The organism is Jiangella ureilytica (genome assembly GCF_004348545.1).
Taxonomy (GTDB): Bacteria; Actinomycetota; Actinomycetes; order Jiangellales; family Jiangellaceae; genus Jiangella; species Jiangella ureilytica.
The window spans coordinates 15,923-34,375 of sequence record NZ_SMKL01000006.1 but is presented as its reverse complement, the minus strand read 5'-3'; the positions used below and the strand labels follow the sequence as shown (position 1 = coordinate 34,375).

The following is an 18,453-nucleotide window of genomic DNA, read 5'->3' as shown; positions in this document are numbered from 1 at the left end:
AACCCCCTCTGGATGGACCGGTGCTCCGTCGGCGGTCGCGACGGATCGGCAGAACCAGCAAAGCGGGTCGATCTTGCGAAAGGAACGTGGTCGTCGGAAGTTCGGGCGGCTGGGAACTCCAGCTAGGACTCGCCGCCCGCCTCCTCGGCGGTGGTGGCCTTGACGTCGTCGAGTTTGTAGCGGTCGTGTGCCTGCTTGACCGTCTCCCAGGGCAGCTCGCCGCGCTGGGCCAGCAGCGTCAGCACGCTGATGACGATGGACTGGGCGTCGACCTTGAAGTGCCGGCGCAGCGCCGCCCGCGTGTCGGACAGCCCGAACCCGTCGGTGCCCAGCGAGGAGTAGTCGGTGGGCACGTACGGCGCGATCTGGTCCTGCACCGCGCGCAGGTAGTCGCTGACGCCGACGACAGGGCCGCGGGCCTCGCGCAGCCGCTGGGTGACGTACGGGACGCGGGCGTCCTCGCCGGGGTGCATGAGGTTCCACTCGTCGGCGGCCAGGCCGTCGCGGCGCAGCTCGTTCCAGGACGTGACCGACCAGACGTCGGCCGCGACCTGCCACTCGTGGGCCAGCCGCTGCTGCGCCTCGAGTGCCCAGTTCATGCCGACGCCGGACGCGAGGATCTGCGCGTGCGGGACGTTGTCGCCGGGTGCGGTCTCCATGGGCTGGTACAGGTACATGCCCTTGAGCAGGCCGTCGACGTCGAGGTTCTCGGGCTCGGCCGGCTGCACGTACGGCTCGTTGTAGATGGTGAGGTAGTAGAAGACGTTCTCGGAGTCCTCGCCGTACATGCGCCGCAGGCCGTCGCGGACGATGTGGCCGATCTCGAAGGCGAAGGCGGGGTCGTAGTGCACGACCGCCGGGTTGGTCGACGCGAGCAGCACCGAGTGGCCGTCCTCGTGCTGCAGGCCCTCGCCGTTGAGCGTGGTGCGCCCGGCGGTGGCGCCGAGGACGAAGCCGCGGGACAGCTGGTCGGCGGCGGCCCAGAAGCCGTCGCCGGTGCGCTGGAAGCCGAACATCGAGTAGAAGATGTACAGCGGGATCATCGGCTGGCCGTGCGTGGCGTAGGACGTGGCCGCCGCCGTCCACGACGCCACCGAGCCGGCCTCGTTGATGCCCTCGTGCAGGATCTGCCCGTCCTTGGCCTCCTTGTAGGACAGGAACAGCTCGCGGTCGACGGGCGTGTAGTTCTGCCCGTGCGGCGAGTAGATCTTCAGCGTCGGGAACAGGGAGTCCATGCCGAACGTGCGGGCCTCGTCGGGGATGATGGGCACGAGTCGCTTGCCGATCTCGGGATCCTTGAGCAGGTCCTTGAGGAGGCGGACCAGCGCCATGGTGGTGGCCACCGGCTGCTTGCCGGAGCCGCGCTTCGCCACCTCGTAGACCTTGTCGCCCGGCAGCACCAGCGGCTTCGCGGGGGTGCGGCGCTCGGGCAGGAAGCCGCCCAGCTTCTGCCGCCGCTCCATCATGTAGGCGTGTTCGTCGGAGTCCTGGCCCGGGTGGAAGTACGGCGGGTTGTAGACGTCCTCGAGCGCGGCGTCGGGGATCTCCATGAACAGGCGGTCGCGGAAGAGCTTGAGGTCGTCGCCGGTGAGCTTCTTCATCTGGTGCGTCGCGTTGCGCGCCTCGAAGTGCGAGCCGAGCGTCCAGCCCTTGATCGTCTTGGCGAGGATGACCGTCGGCTGGCCGGTGTGCTCGGTGGCGGCCTTGTAGGCCGCGTACAGCTTGCGGTAGTCGTGCCCGCCGCGCTTGAGCCCCCAGATCTCGTCGTCGGACATGTCCTCGACCATCTTGCGGGTGCGGGGGTCGCGGCCGAAGAAGTGCTCGCGGACGTACGCGCCGGACTCGGCCTTGTACGTCTGGTAGTCGCCGTCGGGCGTGACGTTCATGAGGTTGACCAGCGCGCCGTCGGTGTCGGCGGCCAGCAGCGGGTCCCACTCGCGGCCCCAGATGACCTTGATGACGTTCCAGCCGGCGCCGCGGAACAGCGCCTCCATCTCCTGGATGATCTTGCCGTTGCCGCGTACGGGGCCGTCGAGCCGCTGCAGGTTGCAGTTGACGACGAACGTGAGGTTGTCGAGCTCTTCGCGGGCGGCGACGCCGATGGCGCCGATGGTCTCGGGCTCGTCCATCTCGCCGTCGCCGAGGAACGCCCACACGTGCTGCTGGCTGGTGTCCTTGATGCCGCGGTGGTGCAGGTAGCGGTTGAACCGCGCCTGGTAGATGGCGTTCAGCGGGCCCAGGCCCATGGACACCGTCGGGAACTCCCAGAAGTCGGGCATCAGCCGCGGGTGCGGGTAGGACGGCAGCCCGCCGCCCAGCCCGGCGTGCGAGAGCTCCTGGCGGAAGCCGTCGAGCTGGCTCTCGGTGAGCCGGCCCTCGAGGAACGCGCGGGCGTACATGCCGGGGGAGGCGTGGCCCTGGAAGTAGATCTGGTCGCCGCCGCCGGCGTGGTCCTTGCCGCGGAAGAAGTGGTTGAACCCGACCTCGTAGAGCGCCGCCGACGACGCGTAGGTGGAGATGTGGCCGCCGACGCCCACGCCCGGCCGCTGGGCGCGCTGCACCATCATGGCCGCGTTCCAGCGGGTATAGGCCCGGATGCGCCGTTCGACGAACTCGTCGCCGGGGAACCAGGGCTCCGCCTCGGGCGGGATGGTGTTGATGTAGTCGGTGTTGCGCAGGCTCGGCACGCCGACCTGGCGCTCCTGGGCGCGCTGCAGCAGCGCCAGCATCAGATAGCGAGCCCGGTGGCGTCCGCGCTGGTCGATGGCGGCATCGAGCGACTCCAGCCACTCCCTGGTCTCGTCCGCGTCGATGTCGGGGAGCTGGCTCGGAAGGCCGTTGATGATGATCGGCGAGCGGTCGGCAGCCACGACTGTCCCTTCGTGGTCTCATAGGACGCCGATGAGCGTCGGGGGATGTTCGGGTTCTGTGTTTCCTATCCTGCTCGCTCCGGCGCCGTACGTCACATTCGGACCCGCCGACATCTTTCCAAGCGCGCTGAGCAGGGGCACCATAGGCGCGTTCGGGTGAGCGTGTCAGGCTTGGTCTGGCGGGTTCACTTGCGCAAGTGCGCGTCCTTGGGTGGACTACAGCAAACGCGGTACGCAGGAGCGGGCCGCGACGACTGCGAGGAGGACGATCGGTGGGCCAGATCGCGGGCCACTCGGACCAGCACGACGGGCCGGCGGCCAAGCTCGGCTTCCGCCCCAACCAGGTGGTCTTGGAGCTCGGCTGGGACGAGGACTGCGATGACGATCTGCGTATCGACATCGAGGAAGTCACCGGCAACGAGCTGCTCGACGGCGACTCCGGGGAGGTCGCCGACGTGGTGCTGCAGTGGTGGCGTGACGACGACGGCGACCTCACCGACGCGCTGATCGGCGCCACGACCGACCTCGCCCCCGGCGGTGTGGTGTGGCTGCTGACTCCGAAGGTGGGCCGCGACGGCTCCGTCGAGGCCAGCGACATCGCCGACGCCGCGCTCACCGCCGGCCTGTCCACCACGTCCACCGTCTCGGCGGCCGAGGACTGGTCGGGCACCAAGCTCGTCGCCCCCAAGGGGTCGGCCCGCAAGTGAGCCTGGTCGGTGCTCAGGCACCGGACTTCGAACTGCCGGACCAGCACGGTTCGGCAGTCCGGCTCTCCTCCCTGCGAGGACGCCCCGTCGTCCTGGCGTTCTTCCCGTTCGCGTTCACGGAGGTGTGCACCGGCGAGCTGACCGCCATCCGCGACTCGCTGATCCCCGCCGTCGGCTCCGGTACGCACGTCGTCGCCGTCTCGTGCGACTCGATGTTCTCCCTGCGCGTGTTCGCCGACACGGCAGGGCTGGATTTCCCGCTCGTGTCCGACTTCTGGCCACATGGGGCGGTTGCCTCGGCGTACGGTGTGTTCGATCACGAACGCGGCTGTGCCGTTCGCGGTACCTTCGTAGTGGACACAGGGGGGACCGTCCGCTGGAACGTCGTCAACGCGCTTCCCGATGCCAGGGACGTCGACGACTACCGGCGCGTGCTGAGCTCGCTCGGCACGGCCTGACGGTCCGGGCACCTTCGGCGTCCGGTGTCGTCCGACCAGAAGCAGAGCAGGAAGGGAGCTCGCTCGTGCCGTGCTACCGCTGTGGAGCCCGCCAGTCCGACCCCGCCCGGGGGACGAACCTGTGGGTGCGCGGGGTCCGGGCCGATGAGCAGGTGCTGATCTGCCCCGACTGCCAGCAGACCAAGGGCTGGTCGTCCGACCTCGACCGCTGCACGGTCTGCGGCGCCACCACGCTCGTGCGCCGTCTCGGCCACACGGTGTGCCGCTCCTGCGAGGCCTCGGCCACGGCCGAGTTCCTCGCCGTCGAGACCACCATGGACCGCGGCTTCGCCATCCGTATGCCCGGTCCCGGCCGGCACCGCCGCACCGACAGCCGCGACCTCTCCGCCGACGTCGCCAGCGCCATCGACCGCGTCCTCGGCCGCGCGCCGGCCCGGCCGACCCGCTCGGCCATCGCCGAAGCGCTGGACACACCTGAGATCAGCACCCAGGAACAGGAGAAGGTTCCGCCCGACGGCGCCGCCTGACGGCGATTTTCGGGCCGGGCCGATCTCTCGATACCCTGAGCCTTCGCACGATGACGGGCGCATAGCTCAGCGGTAGAGCACTGGTCTTACAAACCAGGGGTCGTAGGTTCGAACCCTACTGCGCCCACCACGCACGGATGCTGGTCAGGCCCGTCGTCGGGCTCAACCGCTGCACCTGATCGTCACCGTCGCGATCGGTCAACGTGGGATCCAGCGCCGTCGTCGGGCGGCGCCCGTCGTGGACCTGCCGGTGCCGGCCGGTAGCGCGGCCTCGCAGCAGCGGCCGAGGCCACCGGGACCGAGGCGGGGTGACGGTGCTGACCGGCGCGACGCTGGCCGACGGCACCGGCTCGGGTCCGCAACCCGAGGCGACGGCGGTGCCGGCGGGGGAGCGCGTGCTCGCCGTCGGACGGACGTCCCCGAGATCGCGGGCGTGCGGGTCGTCGACCTGCGGGGGAGGTTCCTCATCCCCGGACCGCGGGACCCGCACACCCACAGCACCGAGGTCGCCGGGACGTGCCCGCCGATGCACTTGGTGCACGGCGTCACCGGCATCCGCGAGATGCGCGCGTCCGCCGAGACGCACGAGGTGTGGCGGCAGGTCCGGCGCGGCGACCTGGACGGTCCCGTCCATGGTGATTGCCAGCAAGGTGCTGGACGGGCCGGGCTCGCGGAACCCGTTCGGCGTCCCGATCGTGACCGCCGCCGACGCACGCCTGGCGGGCGCTGCGCGGGGAGTGGGTGGCGTGGGTCGAGGCCTGGCCGGCGCGGACCCGGAGCGCGAGGCGCTCGAGCTGGAGTACCTCGACGCGAAGCTCCGGCCGGTCGGCGACCCGGCAGCGGCCCGGCGGGAACGTCGGCGCGGGCACCGACGGCGGCACATCGTTCGTCTTCCCGGGCCTGGCGGCGCACGACGAGCTCGAGCTGCTGGTGCGCGCTCGTGCTCGACGCCGAGTCGCCGGCCGACATCGGCCACACCCGGCGCATCCACGCCGTCGTCGCGCGGGGCGATACCCGGGTCCCGCGCAACGCCAGGAGATCGTCGACGAGCTGGAGCGGGCCGCCCAGGAGCCCTGACCGGTCAGTCGAGGCAGAACTCGTTGCCCTCGGGGTCGGTCATGACGATGAAGCCGCCGCTCCACGGCTCGTCGGGCTCGAACCGGCGCACGCGGGTCGCGCCCAGGGCGACCAGCCGGTCGCACTCGGCCTCGAGCGCCGCCATGCGCTCGTCGCCCTCGAGCCCGGGCGCGGCCCGCACGTCGAGGTGGACCCGGTTCTTGGCGACCTTGTCCTCGGGCACCTGCTGGAAGAACAGCCGCGGCCCGTCGCCGTCGGGGTCCTCGATGGCCGAGCGCGAGTTCCACTGCTCCTCCGGCACGCCGATTCGGGTGAGGAACTCGTCCCAGGCGGCGAGCGGGTCGGCGCCGTCGGGCAGGTCGGCGCCGGGCGGGGCGGGGTAGGCGTACCCGAGGACGTCGCGCCAGAACGACGACAGGGCGCGCGGGTCGTGGGCGTCGAAGGTGATCTGGACGTGCCGGCTCATCGGCTGTCCTTTCGCTCAGGATCGGGTGCGGTTCCACCCTGGCACGACTGGCGGACAGGATCGGTCCGCTTTCACCGGCGCGAATGTCAGGGGACTCTGAACTTGTGCCGCCGGGCCTGGCCGCGGGTCCGGCGGCCGGGCCACGGTCGTGGGCAACCCGCAGTCAGGCGACGAGGAGGTTGCTCATGATCGTGCGCTGGGACCTGTCGATCCCGACCCGTCGGCGACGGCGGGGAGGGGTGCTCGCCGCGGCGGCCGCCGTCGCCGTCATCGTGCCCCTGACGGCAGCCGTCACCGCTCCCGCTCAGGCGGCCCGGCCGGGGCCGGTCGAGATCAGCGTGCTCTCGGGGCGGCCGGACACGGTGACCGGCGGCGACGCGCTGGTGCGCATCGACGTGCCGGTGAACGTGCCGCCGCACCGGGTGCGGGTCGCGGCCGGCGGCGTCGACGTGACGGACGCGTTCGTGGCCGAGGGACGGAGGCTGACCGGCCTGGTCACCGGGCTGCCCGAGGGCACCAGCAGCATCACGACGTCCGGGCCCGGCGGGCGCGCCGAGGCCGAGCTCACCGTCACCAACCACCCGCGGACGGGGCCGGTCTTCTCCGGGCCGCACCAGCAGCCGTTCATCTGCGAGACCGCCTCGTTCGCCGTGCCGGTCGTCGGCGGCACCCTCGGGCAGCCCCTCGACGCGGACTGCTCGATCGCCGACCGGGTCGACTACTTCTACCGGACGACGGCGAACACGTTCGTCCCCTGGCCCGCCGGCGCGACGGCGTACCCGGCCGACCTCGCCACGACCACGATCTCGACCGGCGAGACGCGCCCGTACGTCGTGCGCATGGAGACCGGCACCGTCAACCGCGCGATCTTCCAGACGGCGGTCCTGCACGACCCGCTGGCCGAGCCCACGCCGTCGGCCACCGGCACCGAGCGGCCGGCCGGGTGGAACGGCGGCGCCGTCTACACGCTCGGTGGCGGCTGCATCGGAGGCTGGTACCGGCAGGGCAACTCCACCGGCGGCGTCACCGACGCGTTCCTGCTGGGCCAGGGCTACGCGGTCCTGTCGTCGTCGCTGAACGTGTTCGGGAACAACTGCTCGGACCTGACGGCGGCGGAGTCCGCCATGATGGTGCGCGAGGAGTTCACCGAGCGTTACGGCCGGCCCGACCACGTCATCGGGTTCGGTTGTAGCGGCGGCTCCTACCAGGGCCACCAGATCAGCGACAACTATCCGGGCATCTTCGACGGCATCGTCGTCGGCTGCTCGTTCCCCGAGGTCGGCTTCGGGACGGTGCAGTTCATCACCGACGCGTGGCTGCTCGACACCTACTTCACGACCGACGCGGGGGTGGCGTGGACGGCGCAGCAGCGGCGCGCCGTCACCGGCTTCGCCACCTACGCCACCGCGCCGAACGTGGCCAACGGCGCCCGGCGCATCGACCCGCGGGTGTTCTGCGGGGTCGTGCCGCCGGCCCAGCGCTACCACCCGGAGACCAACCCGGACGGCGTGCGCTGCGACGTCTTCGACCACACGGTCAACGTCTACGGGACCGACCCCGCGACCGGGTTCGCCCGGCGGCCGCTGGACAACGTCGGCATCCAGTACGGACTGGCCACGCTGAACGACGGCACCATCTCGGCTGAGCAGTTCCTCGACCTCAACGAGCGGGTCGGCGGCTTCGACGACGACGCGAACATCGTCGCCGCCCGCACCGAGGGCGACACCGAGGCGATCCGCGCCGCCTACCGGTCCGGCCGGCTGACCAACGGCGGCGGCGGGCTGGCCGACATCCCGATCATCGACTACCGCGCGTACTTCGACGACGCCGCGAACGGCGACATCCACGTCCGCTACCACACGTTCTCGATGCGGGAGCGGCTGCTGAAGGCCAACGGCACCGCCGCCAACCACGTCAGCCTGCTCGAGGACGCCCGCTACGGCCTGTTCAGCACCGCCAGCCCGCTGCTGCGCCACGCCGTCACGCAGATGGACCGGTGGCTGCGGGCCATCGCGGCCGACGACTCCGCCGCGAAGCCCATCGACAAGATCGTCGCCGCCCGGCCGGCCGCGCTGGTCGAGGGCTGCACCACCCGCGACGCGACGGCCGAGTTCCTCGCCCAGCCGCTGGACCGCGACCCGGCGAGCGAGTGCGAGCGGCTCTACCCGTCGGCGTCGTTCCCGCGGGAGGTCGCCGGTGAGAGCATCGCCGCCGACGTGGTGAAGTGCCGGGTGAAGCAGCCCGAGCGCGACGACTACGCCGTCGCCTTCACCGATGAGCAGTGGCAGCGCCTCACGACGATCTTCGCCGGCGGGGTCTGCGACTACTCGAGGCCGGGGGTGGAACAACAGGGCCTGGCTGGCACCTGGCTGCGCTCCTGACTCCCTGCCGTCTCACAGAGCGTCCGCTGCGGTCGCTCTGTGAGACGGTTCGGTACGACGGTGGACCATGGGAGCTCGGGACGTCGGCTTCACCGTCGACGGGCACGATGCGTTCGTCCGGCTGCCGGATCGGCGCGGCGGCACTACGCCTGGGCGAGTGAGCACCCCGGGCTGGTGCGGCGCATCGGCGGCATGGACCCGGTCTGCGACGTGCGCGACCGGCCCGGGCTGAAACGGGCCGCGCCGGCGTACGGCCTGCGCCCGGACGAGCTGGAGCGTGAGCTCGCGTTACCGGGAGCTCGGCGGGCCCGTCGAGGTCGACGTGGTCCCCGGCTACGGCGACGAGGAGGCCGACGTCTTCTTCGTCAACGCCAGGCTGCTGTCGTTCCTGCTGCACGGCGACCCGGCGGCGGACTAGGGTGTGTCTCCCAAGTCTCGGCCGTAGCGAGGCGGCGTCGTCCTACGCGCCATCACCATCTGGCTGACGACTTAAGAGACACGCCCTAGAGCGGCAGCCGGTCGCCCTGCTGCTCCACGAGCTCCTCGGGTGCCGTGAGCCGCCAGGCCTCGAACGTCAGCTCCACCAGCTCGTCCAGCTCGATGCCGTCGAGGTACACGACCACCCACCCGAACGCGCCGGCCGTGAACTGGATCTCGAACACGTCCGGCCGCTCGGCGACCAGCGCTCGCTGCTCGGCGATGGTCTGCTTGAGCCCGACGGTCGAGGTGCGCGGCCACAGGTAGCCGAACGTGCGGCCGCGCACGCGGAAGGAGGTCCAGTTCTCCGAGTCGGTGCCGCCGGCCCCAGGCAGCCGGTCGATGATGGCGAGGAAGTCGGCGATCGGCACGGCCATGTCCTCATCCTGCCCGACGGCGCACTGGTCCGGTCCGGAGGGACGCAGGTCCGTCCCATGGGGTATTCAGGCGTGCAAGGCGGCGGCCCGGCGCAACGGAGCGCCGGAGCCGTTGCCGCGCAAGGGGGCACGCCATGACGGATTTCATCGCCGAGTTCAACCAGGCTCTGGACTCCATGCGGGCGAGCGAACGCCGGGCGGCGCTGCGTGCGCTGATGCCGTCGATCGTCCACTGGTACCGGGAGTCGCTGGCTCTGGACGATCCCTCCCAGCCCGTTGACGTGAGTCTGCTGCTCTGGGTCGACGAGCTGTCCGCCGGACTGATCGGGCCGCTGTGCGCCGCGGGCCAGGACGTCCGGCTGGCGGCGACGCCGGTCCGGCAGTCGCGCCGCATGCAGGGGCGGGTACCCGGCCAACGACCTCCGAGGGCCGCGGTGAGGGAGCCGTAACGCTGCCGAAAACCGCCCGGTTCCGGGCGGAAACGGATCATTGATTCTTTATGGGCGTCCTGGTCCTTTGAGCCGGAGGTGCCCTTCAGATGTCGTTCCCCCGGAACGTCGCGGCATTGCGCGGACGTGTCCCCCTGGCGGTGGCGTCCGCCGTCGCCCTGATGCTCGTGTTCCTGCCCGGCGCCGACGGCGCGCCGGCGCAGTCGCGGCAGGCCGTGCAGACGGTGCCCAAGTCCGTCGTCCGGTCCGCCGACGCCGCTCTGCCCACGGTCACCGTCGTCGCGACCGGCGGCACCATGGCCGGGCAGTCGGACACCCCGACCAGCTTCCAGCGCTATCGCGCCGGCACGCTGCTGATGGAGGACATGCTCGCCGAGGTGCCGAACCTCGACGAGGTGGCCGACGTCAACAGCCTGCAGTTCGGCAACAAGGGATCCGGCGGCTACTCGATCGCCGAACTGTACGACCTCTCGCTGGCCGTCGACAACGCTCTGAGGACGTCCGACGCCGTCGTCGTCACCACCGGCACCGACACGATGGAGGAGATCGGCTACTTCCTCGACCTCACGGTGCAGAGCCCGAAGCCCGTCGTCATCACCGGCGCCATGCGGCCGTGGACGGTCATCGGCTCGGACGCGCAGGCCAACCTGTTCAACGCGATCGTGACGGCGGCAAGCGGCAAGACCGCCTGGTTCGGCACGGTGCTGATGCTCAACGACGAGATCCACGCCGTGCGCGACGTGACCAAGACGTCGGCGTACCGCATGGACACGTTCCAGACGCCGGAGCTCGGCGTCCTCGGCTACGTCGACGACCTCAAGGTGCGGATCATGCGGATGCCGGCCCGCGCGCTGCGGGTGTTCGAGACCCGGGGGAGCGTGGTGACGACGGCGAACGCGCTGCGGAACTGGCGCACGCCGTTCGACCTGACGACGATCGACAAGGCCGACCTGCCGCGGGTGGAGATCTTCTACAATGCGCAGGAGGCCGGCGGCGAGGCGATCGACGCGTGGGCCGCGGCCGGGGTCGAGGGCATCGTCACCGCCGGCACCGGCGCGGGCGGCATCTCCGGCGCGGCCGGCCAGGCCCGCAACCGGGCGGTGCAGGCCGGCGTGATGTTCGCGTCGACCACCCGGACCGGGTCGGGCAGCGTCTACGGCGGCAGCGGCGCGGTCTTCCCGGCCGACTCGCTCAACGCCCCGCACGCCCGGCTGCTGCTGATGATGGCGCTGGCCTTCAACGACGGCGTCGAGGACACCCGCGCGGACTTCGTCGAGTGGGCGAGTCTGCAGGCCGACATCACGTCGGCGCTGCCGGCGCTGAGCACCAGCGGCTCGCGGTAGCCCCAGATCATGCGGACCGGCGGCCGGTCTCCCCCGCAGAGGGAGACCGGCCGCCGGCGGTGACCCGTGCGTCAGCGGGTCGGCACCACCCAGATGGGGTTCGTGTAGAACCAGAGGTCGATCCACGGATCGGCGTTGCCGACGACGTCGAGCGCAGGGCCCTCGGGGTCGACGGCGGCGCCGAGGAAGCCCGGCTGCGAGCGGTTGCCGTCGGTGCCGCGCAGCCGCACGTAGAAGGCGTCGTCGGCCCGGCCGAGGTCGTGGACGATCTCGAACGTGCCGGTGCGGCCCGAGGTGTCCCACTGCTGGACGACCTTGGTGTCGGGCGCGACGAAGGTGTCGCGCTGGTCGTCGGCGTGGCCGGGGTCGACCGTGCCGCGGATGAGGTCGACGCGCCCCAGCTGCGGCAGGAACTGCGCCCAGTTCGGCTCGTCCTGCGCCGTGATGCGCACGACGAGCTCGACCCGGCTGCCGCGGCGGACCCGCAGGGTGTCGCCGAGCGGAGCGCCCGAGCGGCGGCCGCGCTCGCGGACCGTGACCTCGACACCCTTGACCAGGTGGCCGTGGTCGACCCAGACGCGGCCGTCGCGCAGACCCCGCATGACGGCGAGGTAGTCGCGCTTGGACGCGCCCACGTGGGTGCGGGAGTAGAGGCCCGGCCAGTAGTCGCCGGCGGTGAGGTTGACGCCGCCGCTGTAGACCGGGTCGCCGTAGCGGCCGTCGCGGTTGAACTGCTCGGACGTCGAGCCGTCGGGCCGCCGGCTGGTGTCGCCCCAGTTGGTGTGGGAGTCGGAGTTGGCGCTGATGGACCACGGCTTGCCCTCGGCCAGCAGGCTGTCCCAGAGGCCGCCGACGGTCGCCGTCATCCAGTCGAAGCCGCCCCAGGTGCGGTAGCTCTCGAGCGGGTAGCCCGGGAACGAGTTGGCGTTGGGCGCGCCGCCGTAGAAGCCGCGGGCCGAGCCGGCGCCCACGCCTGCGGGCAGCCCGGCGGCCTGGTGGCCCGGCGCGCCCTCGAAGCCGATGGCGATGCGGGGGTCGGCGTCGCGCCAGGCGCGGATTTCGTGCGGGCTGTCGATGCCCTGCCGGGCCGGGTGGTTGGCCAGGAACAGCGCGTCGTCGATGCGGCGGCGGTCGATCTGGCGGCCCAGCCAGGTGATGCCGGCCAGCGCCTGCGCCTCGTTGGCGGGGCTGCTGGGCGACGTGCCGTTGACCGAGCCGTCGTAGTCGGTCTCGAACTGCTTGAGGACGGCGACCTCGTTGCGGCCCGGTGCGACGAACACGGTGCCGTGCTCGGCCGACGGGATGTTCCACTCGAGGCCCTGGAAGATCAGGGTGCCCGGCAGCAGCTCGCGGGCCGCGCGGATGTCGGGGTTGACCAGCTCGACGCCGATGCGCGCGTGCGTGGCCCCGCCGTGGTCGGTGATGACCATCCAGTCGAGGCCGTAGGCGGCGCCGTGCCGCACCTGGTCGTAGACGCGGTACATGGCGTCGGAGCTGTGCTGGGTGTGGATGTGGTGGTCGCCGGCCAGCCAGTGCCGGACACCGCCGCCGGAGCCGTGGTGGCCGTCGTCGTCGCGGCCGTCGGCCATGGCGGGCGTGACGCCGGCCATGCCGAGCGCGGTGGCGCCGCCCAGGACGCCGGCGGAGCGGAACAGGCCGCGGCGGGACAGCTGGGTGGGGGACAGCTCGCTGTCGTCGACGGAGAGATCGAGGGCGACGCTGGTGTCGGAGTCGAGCGCGTCGCTCAAGTCGTGCGGGTGATGGTGGTGCTCGTCGTGGTCGTGCCCGTGGTCAGCGGTGTGACACATGGGTTCCCCTCCATGCCCGAGTCGGCTGATGGCCGGACTCTTCCGCCGGCAGGTGACCATCAGGCGACGACTCGGGGCGATCGGTGCGAACTGTCGGCGACCTGCGGCCGCCGCTCCGACCAGCGGAGCGGCGGCCGGTGCACCAGGCGTCTCCCGGTCACCGGGGTCAGCGCGTGGCCCGGTCGGCAGCCTCGACGAGGGCGTGGCCGACGGCCTCGGCCTCGTCGGGCTTCAGGGTGACCAGCGCCGGTGCGGTGTGCCGGGTGGTGGCGGTGAGCTCGACGTGGTGCGGGTCGGCGCCGCTCTGGACGACGTTGACCCCGATCAGCCAGGTGTTGCGCCAGGTGAGCACGGACGTGAGGTACTGCCGGTGCACGGTGTGCTCGCCGGCCTCGTTGCACCACTTGAGCTCGCACTCGTCGGACGGGGCGGCGGCCGCGGCGGTCATCGGGCCGGCTCGCTCTCGGTGCGGTAGTACCGGCGCAGCTCCTCGAGCTCGGCCTTGACCGCGCCGAGCTGTTCGACCGCCTGCTGGTGGGCGGTGAGGTGCTGCTCGGCGGCGTCGAGGGCCGTGGCGGCGCGGTCGAGCAGCTCGGCGCCGACCTCGGCGGTGAGGATGCGCCCGGCCTTCCAGTCGATGCGGCCCTTGTAGCCGAGCACCAGCCCGCCGAGGCGGGTGGTGAGGGCGTCGAGGCGCTCGATGATCTGCTGGTCGGTGCGGCCGGGCAGGTAGCGCTCGCGGACGTCGGCGAGGACCTCGGGCGTCCAGCCGGCCCGCTGCGCGGTGGCGGCGAGGTCGGTGAGCTGCCCGGCGATGAGGCGGGCCTCGGACGGGGTGAGCGCGATGTGGACGTGCTGGCCGGAGTCGGCCGGCGCGAGGTCGACGTCGATGGTGGGGCCTTCGGCGTCGTGCCGGGCGACCATCTGGCCGACGTCGTCGCTGAGGAAGGCGGACCGCGCGATGACGGCGCGGCGGTCCGCCGTGGGAACGGTGACCACGGGTCTCCTCCAGGAGTGGACTCACGAGCTGGATGGGGGCCGGGGAGCCGTCGCGGCGGCGCGTGCCGTCGGCGGACTCCGCCCAGCAGCCGGCCCGCGGGCGGGCGGCGTGAACATGCGCGTCGGGTCGCCGAACCGTCCCACCATGAGCGGCCGGTACGAGAGCTGTCCGGCCGGCTGCCGCGCCTCGTGGTCGATAGCGCTCGCCCGCCTCCGAAGGAGGGTGGGGGCGCTATGGGTCAAGAATGACAGTGGTGGAAGGAGAAAGTCAAACGGGCGTTCGACCCGCGTCGAGCTCGTTCGCCAGTGCGGTCAGCGCGGCCGCGAGCTCACGTGCCTCGGCGGCGGTGAACGCGGGCAGCGTGCGCGCACCGGGTCTCGCCAGGGCCACCACGACGACGGCGCCGGTGTCGTCCGGGCCGCCCTCGAGCCAGGCGGCGCCGTCGCGCGGCAGGACGTGGAGGTGGCCGAGGCAGGTGCCGGTGGGGTCGTGCTCGGCGCACCAGGGGTGGCCGTCGGTGTGCTGTGGCGTGCTGATGGGACGAGCCTTCCTCGTGCGTGCCGTGCCCCTCGCGAATTGAGAATCACACCGGTGTCGTCCGCCCGTCAACCGGAGACCCTTTCCGGGAGCGGGCACCGATAGGGTCGCCCTGTGGAGGGTCCTGCTCGTCTCGCCGATGTCGTCGCCGCCGCCGAGCGGCTGTACCCGCCCGAGCTCGCGGAGTCGTGGGACGCCGTCGGGCTGGTGTGCGGCGACCCCGATGCTCAGGTGGGTCGCATCCTGTTCGCCGTCGATCCGGTGGCCGCCGTCGCCGACGAGGCGCTGGTGTGGGGCGCCGACCTGATCATCACGCACCATCCGCTGTTCCTGCGCGCGGTGCACGGCGTGCCGGCCACCACGCCCAAGGGCCGGCTGGTGCACCGCCTCATCACCGGCGGCGTCGCGCTGTTCACCGCGCACACCAACGCCGACCGCGCCGCGCCGGGCGTCAACGACGCACTGGCGGCGGCGCTGGGACTCGAGGACACCCGCCCGCTCGTCCCGGCCGACGGCGGCGACCCCGCCCTGGGGCTGGGCCGCGTCGGGCGGCTGCCGCGGCCGGAACCGCTGGCCGCGTTCGCCCACCGGGTTGCCGGGGCGCTGCCGGTGACGGCGGCCGGCATCCGCGCCATGGGCGACCCGCACGCCGTCGTCGAGACGGTCGCGGTGTGCGGCGGGGCGGGCGACTCACTGCTGGGCGCCGTGCGGGCCGCGGGCGCCGACGTCTACGTCACGGCCGACCTGCGCCACCACCCGTCGTCCGAGGCGGGCGAGGCCGGCGGGCCCGCGCTCGTCGACGTCTCCCACTGGGCCGGCGAGTGGCCGTGGCTGGGCTCCGCGGCGGCGCTGCTGACGGTCGAGTTGTCCGCCGCAGGCAGTACGGTGGAGACTCGCGTCTCGACCACCCCGACCGATCCGTGGACGCTGCACCAGCCCGCCCAGGTCCCCGGGTCCGACGAAGGAGCTCACGCTGAACGCTGACCCCGCCGTCCAGTTGCGGCTGCTCGACGTCCAGGCGGTCGACCAGCGCCTCGACCAGCTCGCGCATCGCCGCAAGACCCTGCCCGAGGCCGCCGAGCTCGAGACGCTCGCCGCCGAGCACAGCCGGCTCCGCGACGCCGAGGTCGTTGCGGGCACCGTCGTCGCCGACCTCGAGCGCGAGCAGAAGCGCGCCGACACCGAGGTCGAGCAGGTCCGGGCCCGCAAGGACCGCGACCAGAAGCGGCTCGACGCCGGCCAGGTCTCGTCGGCCAAGGAACTCGAGAGCCTGCAGAGCGAGATCGCCTCGCTCAACCGCCGCCAGGGCGTGCTCGAGGACGCCGAGATCGAGATCATGGAGCGGCTAGAGGAGGCGCAGAACCAGGCCGCGGCCCTGGCCGCCGACCGCGACAGCGTCGCCAAGAAAGCGCAAGAGGTGCAGGCCGCGCGCGACGCGGCCTGGGCGCAGATCGACGAGGACGCCGCCTCCGGGCGCGCCGAGCGCGAGACTCTGGTCGCCGGCATCCCCGCCGACCTGCTGGCGCTGTACGAGAAGATCCGCGCCGACCGCGGCGGCATCGGCGCGGCGGCGCTGCGGCAGCGCCGCTGCGAGGGCTGCATGATGCAGCTCGACGCCGCCGAGCTGGTCCGCATCCGCGGCCTCGCCCCCGACGTCGTCGTCCGGCACGACGAGTGCCGGCGCATCCTGGTCCGTACCCCCGAGTCCGGGCTGTGACGGGCCGCCGGCTCATCGTCGAGGCCGACGGCGGGTCGCGCGGCAACCCTGGGCCGGCGGCCTACGGCGCCGTCGTCCGCGACGCCGAGTCCGGTGCGGTGCTGGCCGAGGTGGCCGAGACCCTCGGCGTCGCCACCAACAACGTCGCCGAGTACCGCGGCCTGCTCGCCGGGCTGCGGGCCGCCCACGGCATCGACCCCGACGCCGTCGTCGAGGCGCGGCTCGACTCCAAGCTGGTGGTCGAGCAGCTGTCCGGCCGCTGGAAGATCAAGAGCGCCGACCTCGAGCCGCTGGCCGACGAGGCGCGCGGCGTCTTCCCGCCCGGCCGGGTCGGCTACACCTGGGTGTCGCGGACCGAGAACGCGCACGCCGACCGGCTGGTCAACCAGGCCCTCGACGGCAAGCCCGTCGGCGCCGCCGCGGTGCACGCCGGGCCCCATCTCGCCGGGCCCGATCTCGCCGGACCGGACCTCACCGAGGGCGCGGCCACCGAGCCGGCCGGCCCGGCGAACCGGCTGGCCGCGTGGAGCCCCGAGCTCGGCCCGCCCACCACGCTGCACGTCGTCCGGCACGGGCAGACGGCCATGACGGCGGCCCGCCGGTTCAGCGGCGGCGGAGTGCCCGGCCCGAGCCTCGACGACACCGGCCTGGCGCAGGCCGAGCGTGCGGCCGCCGTGCTCGGCGGGTGCGGCGCGGTCGCCGTCGTCGCCTCGCCCATGGTGCGCACCCGCGAGACCGCCGCCGCCGTCGCGCGCCGCCTCGGCCTCGCCGTGCGGGTCGACGACGCCTGGCGCGAGTGCGAGTTCGGCGAGTGGGAGGGGCTCACGCTGGCCGAGATCGGCGAGCGCTACCCCGACGCGCTGGCCGGCTGGTACGCGTCCACGGCGTACCGCCCTCCGGGCGGCGAGTCGCTCGACGACGTCGCCCGCCGCATCGCGACGGCCCGCGACGCGCTGGTCGCCGAGTTTCCCGGCCAGCCGGTCGTCGTCGTGACCCACTCGATGCCCATGCGCACGCTGACCGCGCTGGCGCTCGGAGCCCCGCCCGAGACGCTGTTCCGGCTGCTGCCGGCGCCGGGCTCGGTCACCGAGCTGCAGTACTACGCCGACGGCACCACCGCCGTGCCGGCGTTCGGCCACCGCCCCTGACCGGGGCGGCCGCCCCTGATCGGCCGCCGCCGCTGAACGAGCGGCCGCAAATCCGGCAGATCATCGCCGAGATGCGCTACACCACCTCCATGACCCGCATCGGCACCGACGACTGGGTGCCCGAGCGCGCTGCTCATCGACGCCGCCCGCGAGCTCGGCTACGGCTTCGGCACCGTCGACCACCACGGCGACGTCGTGGCGGACCGGCTGATCCCGACCGGCGAGCCGATCCCCGTCGTCGTGAACCCGGTGCCGGACGCGCCGCTGATCTTCCCGGCCGAGTCGCCGAAGCCGTACGTCAACCTGGACTAAGAAGTGGGCACCTCGGTCACGACGACGTCGACGGTCGCCAGGCGGCCGGGCGCGGACGGCGGCGTCAGCTCCGCCGTCCAGCCCAGCCGGGTCAGCACTGTGACCAGCCGTTTCGGCGTGGCGACGTTCGCGCCGTCCTGCAGCAGCCGCCGCACGATGCGGCCCTTCGTCGCCTTGTTGTGGTGGCTGACGACGGTGCGCCTGCCGTCGTGCTCGTGCAGGACCCGGACGACGACGGTGCGGGCGGCCAGGTCTCCCGCCGGCCGCCAGAACGACGCGTACGTGCTGGAGCGCAGGTCGACGATGAGCTCGTCGCCTGCCGCCGCGGGCAGGCTCTTGGCCAGTGGCCGGCGCCAGAACGCGGCCACCGGGCCGACGCCGGGCAGGCTCACGCCGCCGCCCAGCCGGTAGGCCGGGATGACGTCGGACGGCCGCAGCAGCCCCCACAACCCGCTGATGATCAGCAGCGACGCGTCGGCCCGCCGGGCCGTCCCGCCGCGCAGCGACCGCAGGCCGAGTGCGTCGTACAGCACGCCCGAGTACACCTCGCGGGCCGGCGCTGCCGGCGCGTGCGGCAGGACGGCGTTGCGCTCGACGTCGGCGGCCTGCGTGGGGCCGAGCCCGAGCGCCGTCGCCGCCTGCTCGGGCGCGGTGCGGCAGAGCCGGACCAGCGCCGCCAGCAGGTCGACGCGGTCGCCGGTGAGCTCCGGGGACGACAGCGCGTCGAGGTCGACGGGGGCGCCGCCTTCGGGCGCGGTCTTGCCCTCCGACGGCGGCAGCAGGATCAGCACTCCGGCAG

General features: G+C 72.7%; 18 protein-coding genes and 1 tRNA gene. 11 read left to right on the top strand and 8 right to left on the bottom strand.

The genetic code is table 11. From position 1 onward, the window contains the following. Positions 1–122 precede the first annotated feature (122 nt). Entirely contained in the window at positions 123–2,870 is a 2,748-nt protein-coding gene (gene aceE / locus E1212_RS03845; RefSeq protein WP_131979382.1) for a pyruvate dehydrogenase (acetyl-transferring), homodimeric type, read from the bottom strand. A 272-nt stretch (positions 2,871–3,142) separates the two neighbouring features. Here aceE and E1212_RS03840 point away from each other — a divergent pair, with 272 nt between their 5' ends. The 4 genes from E1212_RS03840 (at position 3,143) to E1212_RS03825 (ending at position 4,692) form a co-directional block, all read left to right on the top strand. Beyond that, positions 3,143–3,577: a DUF3052 domain-containing protein gene (locus tag E1212_RS03840; protein ID WP_131979379.1), complete on the top strand. Its 435-nt coding sequence runs from the start codon at positions 3,143–3,145 to the stop codon at positions 3,575–3,577. Beyond that, on the top strand, positions 3,574–4,035 hold the full coding sequence (locus tag E1212_RS03835; RefSeq protein WP_131979376.1) for a peroxiredoxin: 462 nt from the start codon (positions 3,574–3,576) through the stop codon (positions 4,033–4,035). Before E1212_RS03840 ends, E1212_RS03835 begins: the two co-directional genes overlap by 4 nt. A gap of 125 nt (positions 4,036–4,160) precedes the next feature. Continuing rightward, positions 4,161–4,562, top strand: a complete 402-nt coding sequence (locus tag E1212_RS03830) for a hypothetical protein (RefSeq protein ID WP_203416338.1) — start codon at positions 4,161–4,163, stop codon at positions 4,560–4,562. A 55-nt stretch (positions 4,563–4,617) separates the two neighbouring features. Further along, positions 4,618–4,692: transfer RNA gene (locus E1212_RS03825), tRNA-Val, on the top strand. Between the two features lie 951 nt (positions 4,693–5,643). Here the strand turns inward: E1212_RS03825 and E1212_RS03820 are convergent. Then, on the bottom strand, positions 5,644–6,105 hold the full coding sequence (locus E1212_RS03820) for a VOC family protein (RefSeq protein WP_131979373.1): 462 nt from the start codon (positions 6,103–6,105) through the stop codon (positions 5,644–5,646). Between the two features lie 185 nt (positions 6,106–6,290). Between E1212_RS03820 and E1212_RS03815 the strand changes: the two genes are divergently transcribed. Together E1212_RS03815 and E1212_RS29225 are read left to right on the top strand one after the other, a co-directional pair. Further along, positions 6,291–8,486, top strand: a complete 2,196-nt coding sequence (locus tag E1212_RS03815) for a DUF6351 family protein (protein WP_203416336.1) — start codon at positions 6,291–6,293, stop codon at positions 8,484–8,486. Between the two features lie 277 nt (positions 8,487–8,763). After that, entirely contained in the window at positions 8,764–8,904 is a 141-nt protein-coding gene (locus tag E1212_RS29225) for a hypothetical protein (protein WP_162605293.1), read from the top strand. An 85-nt stretch (positions 8,905–8,989) separates the two neighbouring features. Here the strand turns inward: E1212_RS29225 and E1212_RS03810 are convergent, their stop codons facing one another. Beyond that, positions 8,990–9,340 carry an MmcQ/YjbR family DNA-binding protein gene (locus E1212_RS03810; RefSeq protein WP_131979370.1) on the bottom strand — a complete coding sequence of 117 codons (351 nt, stop codon included), beginning with the start codon at positions 9,338–9,340 and terminating at the stop codon, positions 8,990–8,992. A 134-nt stretch (positions 9,341–9,474) separates the two neighbouring features. On the opposite strand from E1212_RS03810, the gene E1212_RS03805 reads away from it, so the two are divergent. Beyond that, positions 9,475–9,789 carry a hypothetical protein gene (locus E1212_RS03805; protein ID WP_131979367.1) on the top strand — a complete coding sequence of 105 codons (315 nt, stop codon included), beginning with the start codon at positions 9,475–9,477 and terminating at the stop codon, positions 9,787–9,789. An 89-nt stretch (positions 9,790–9,878) separates the two neighbouring features. After that, the gene (locus E1212_RS03800; RefSeq protein ID WP_131979364.1) at positions 9,879–11,132 is read left to right on the top strand and encodes an asparaginase; all 1,254 of its coding nucleotides are present in this window, start codon (positions 9,879–9,881) and stop codon (positions 11,130–11,132) included. A gap of 71 nt (positions 11,133–11,203) precedes the next feature. On the opposite strand, the gene E1212_RS03795 is transcribed toward E1212_RS03800, so the two are convergent. From E1212_RS03795 to E1212_RS03780, 4 genes are all read right to left on the bottom strand, one after another. Then, positions 11,204–12,940 carry a CehA/McbA family metallohydrolase domain-containing protein gene (locus tag E1212_RS03795; protein ID WP_131979361.1) on the bottom strand — a complete coding sequence of 579 codons (1,737 nt, stop codon included), beginning with the start codon at positions 12,938–12,940 and terminating at the stop codon, positions 11,204–11,206. Between the two features lie 166 nt (positions 12,941–13,106). Next, complete coding sequence (locus E1212_RS03790) at positions 13,107–13,388, bottom strand: hypothetical protein (RefSeq protein ID WP_131979358.1); 282 nt, start codon at positions 13,386–13,388, stop codon at positions 13,107–13,109. Continuing rightward, on the bottom strand, positions 13,385–13,939 hold the full coding sequence (locus E1212_RS03785) for a hypothetical protein (protein ID WP_131979355.1): 555 nt from the start codon (positions 13,937–13,939) through the stop codon (positions 13,385–13,387). Before E1212_RS03785 ends, E1212_RS03790 begins: the two co-directional genes overlap by 4 nt. A 268-nt stretch (positions 13,940–14,207) precedes the next feature. Continuing rightward, positions 14,208–14,549, bottom strand: a complete 342-nt coding sequence (locus E1212_RS03780; protein WP_131979352.1) for a hypothetical protein — start codon at positions 14,547–14,549, stop codon at positions 14,208–14,210. Positions 14,550–14,591: 42 nt separating this feature from the next. On the opposite strand from E1212_RS03780, the gene E1212_RS03775 reads away from it, so the two are divergent. Genes E1212_RS03775 through E1212_RS03765 form a run of 3 tightly spaced genes read left to right on the top strand, consistent with a single transcriptional unit; the run spans position 14,592 to position 17,342 of the window. Further along, positions 14,592–15,461: a Nif3-like dinuclear metal center hexameric protein gene (locus E1212_RS03775; protein WP_131979349.1), complete on the top strand. Its 870-nt coding sequence runs from the start codon at positions 14,592–14,594 to the stop codon at positions 15,459–15,461. Further along, on the top strand, positions 15,451–16,194 hold the full coding sequence (locus E1212_RS03770) for a zinc ribbon domain-containing protein (protein ID WP_203416371.1): 744 nt from the start codon (positions 15,451–15,453) through the stop codon (positions 16,192–16,194). Before E1212_RS03775 ends, E1212_RS03770 begins: the two co-directional genes overlap by 11 nt. Next, positions 16,191–17,342, top strand: a complete 1,152-nt coding sequence (locus E1212_RS03765) for a bifunctional RNase H/acid phosphatase (protein ID WP_131979343.1) — start codon at positions 16,191–16,193, stop codon at positions 17,340–17,342. The genes E1212_RS03770 and E1212_RS03765 overlap by 4 nt, the downstream gene beginning before the upstream one ends. A 308-nt stretch (positions 17,343–17,650) precedes the next feature. Here the strand turns inward: E1212_RS03765 and yaaA are convergent, their stop codons facing one another. Beyond that, positions 17,651–18,445 carry a peroxide stress protein YaaA gene (gene yaaA / locus E1212_RS03760; protein WP_131979340.1) on the bottom strand — a complete coding sequence of 265 codons (795 nt, stop codon included), beginning with the start codon at positions 18,443–18,445 and terminating at the stop codon, positions 17,651–17,653. Between the last annotated feature and the right edge of the window lie 8 nt (positions 18,446–18,453).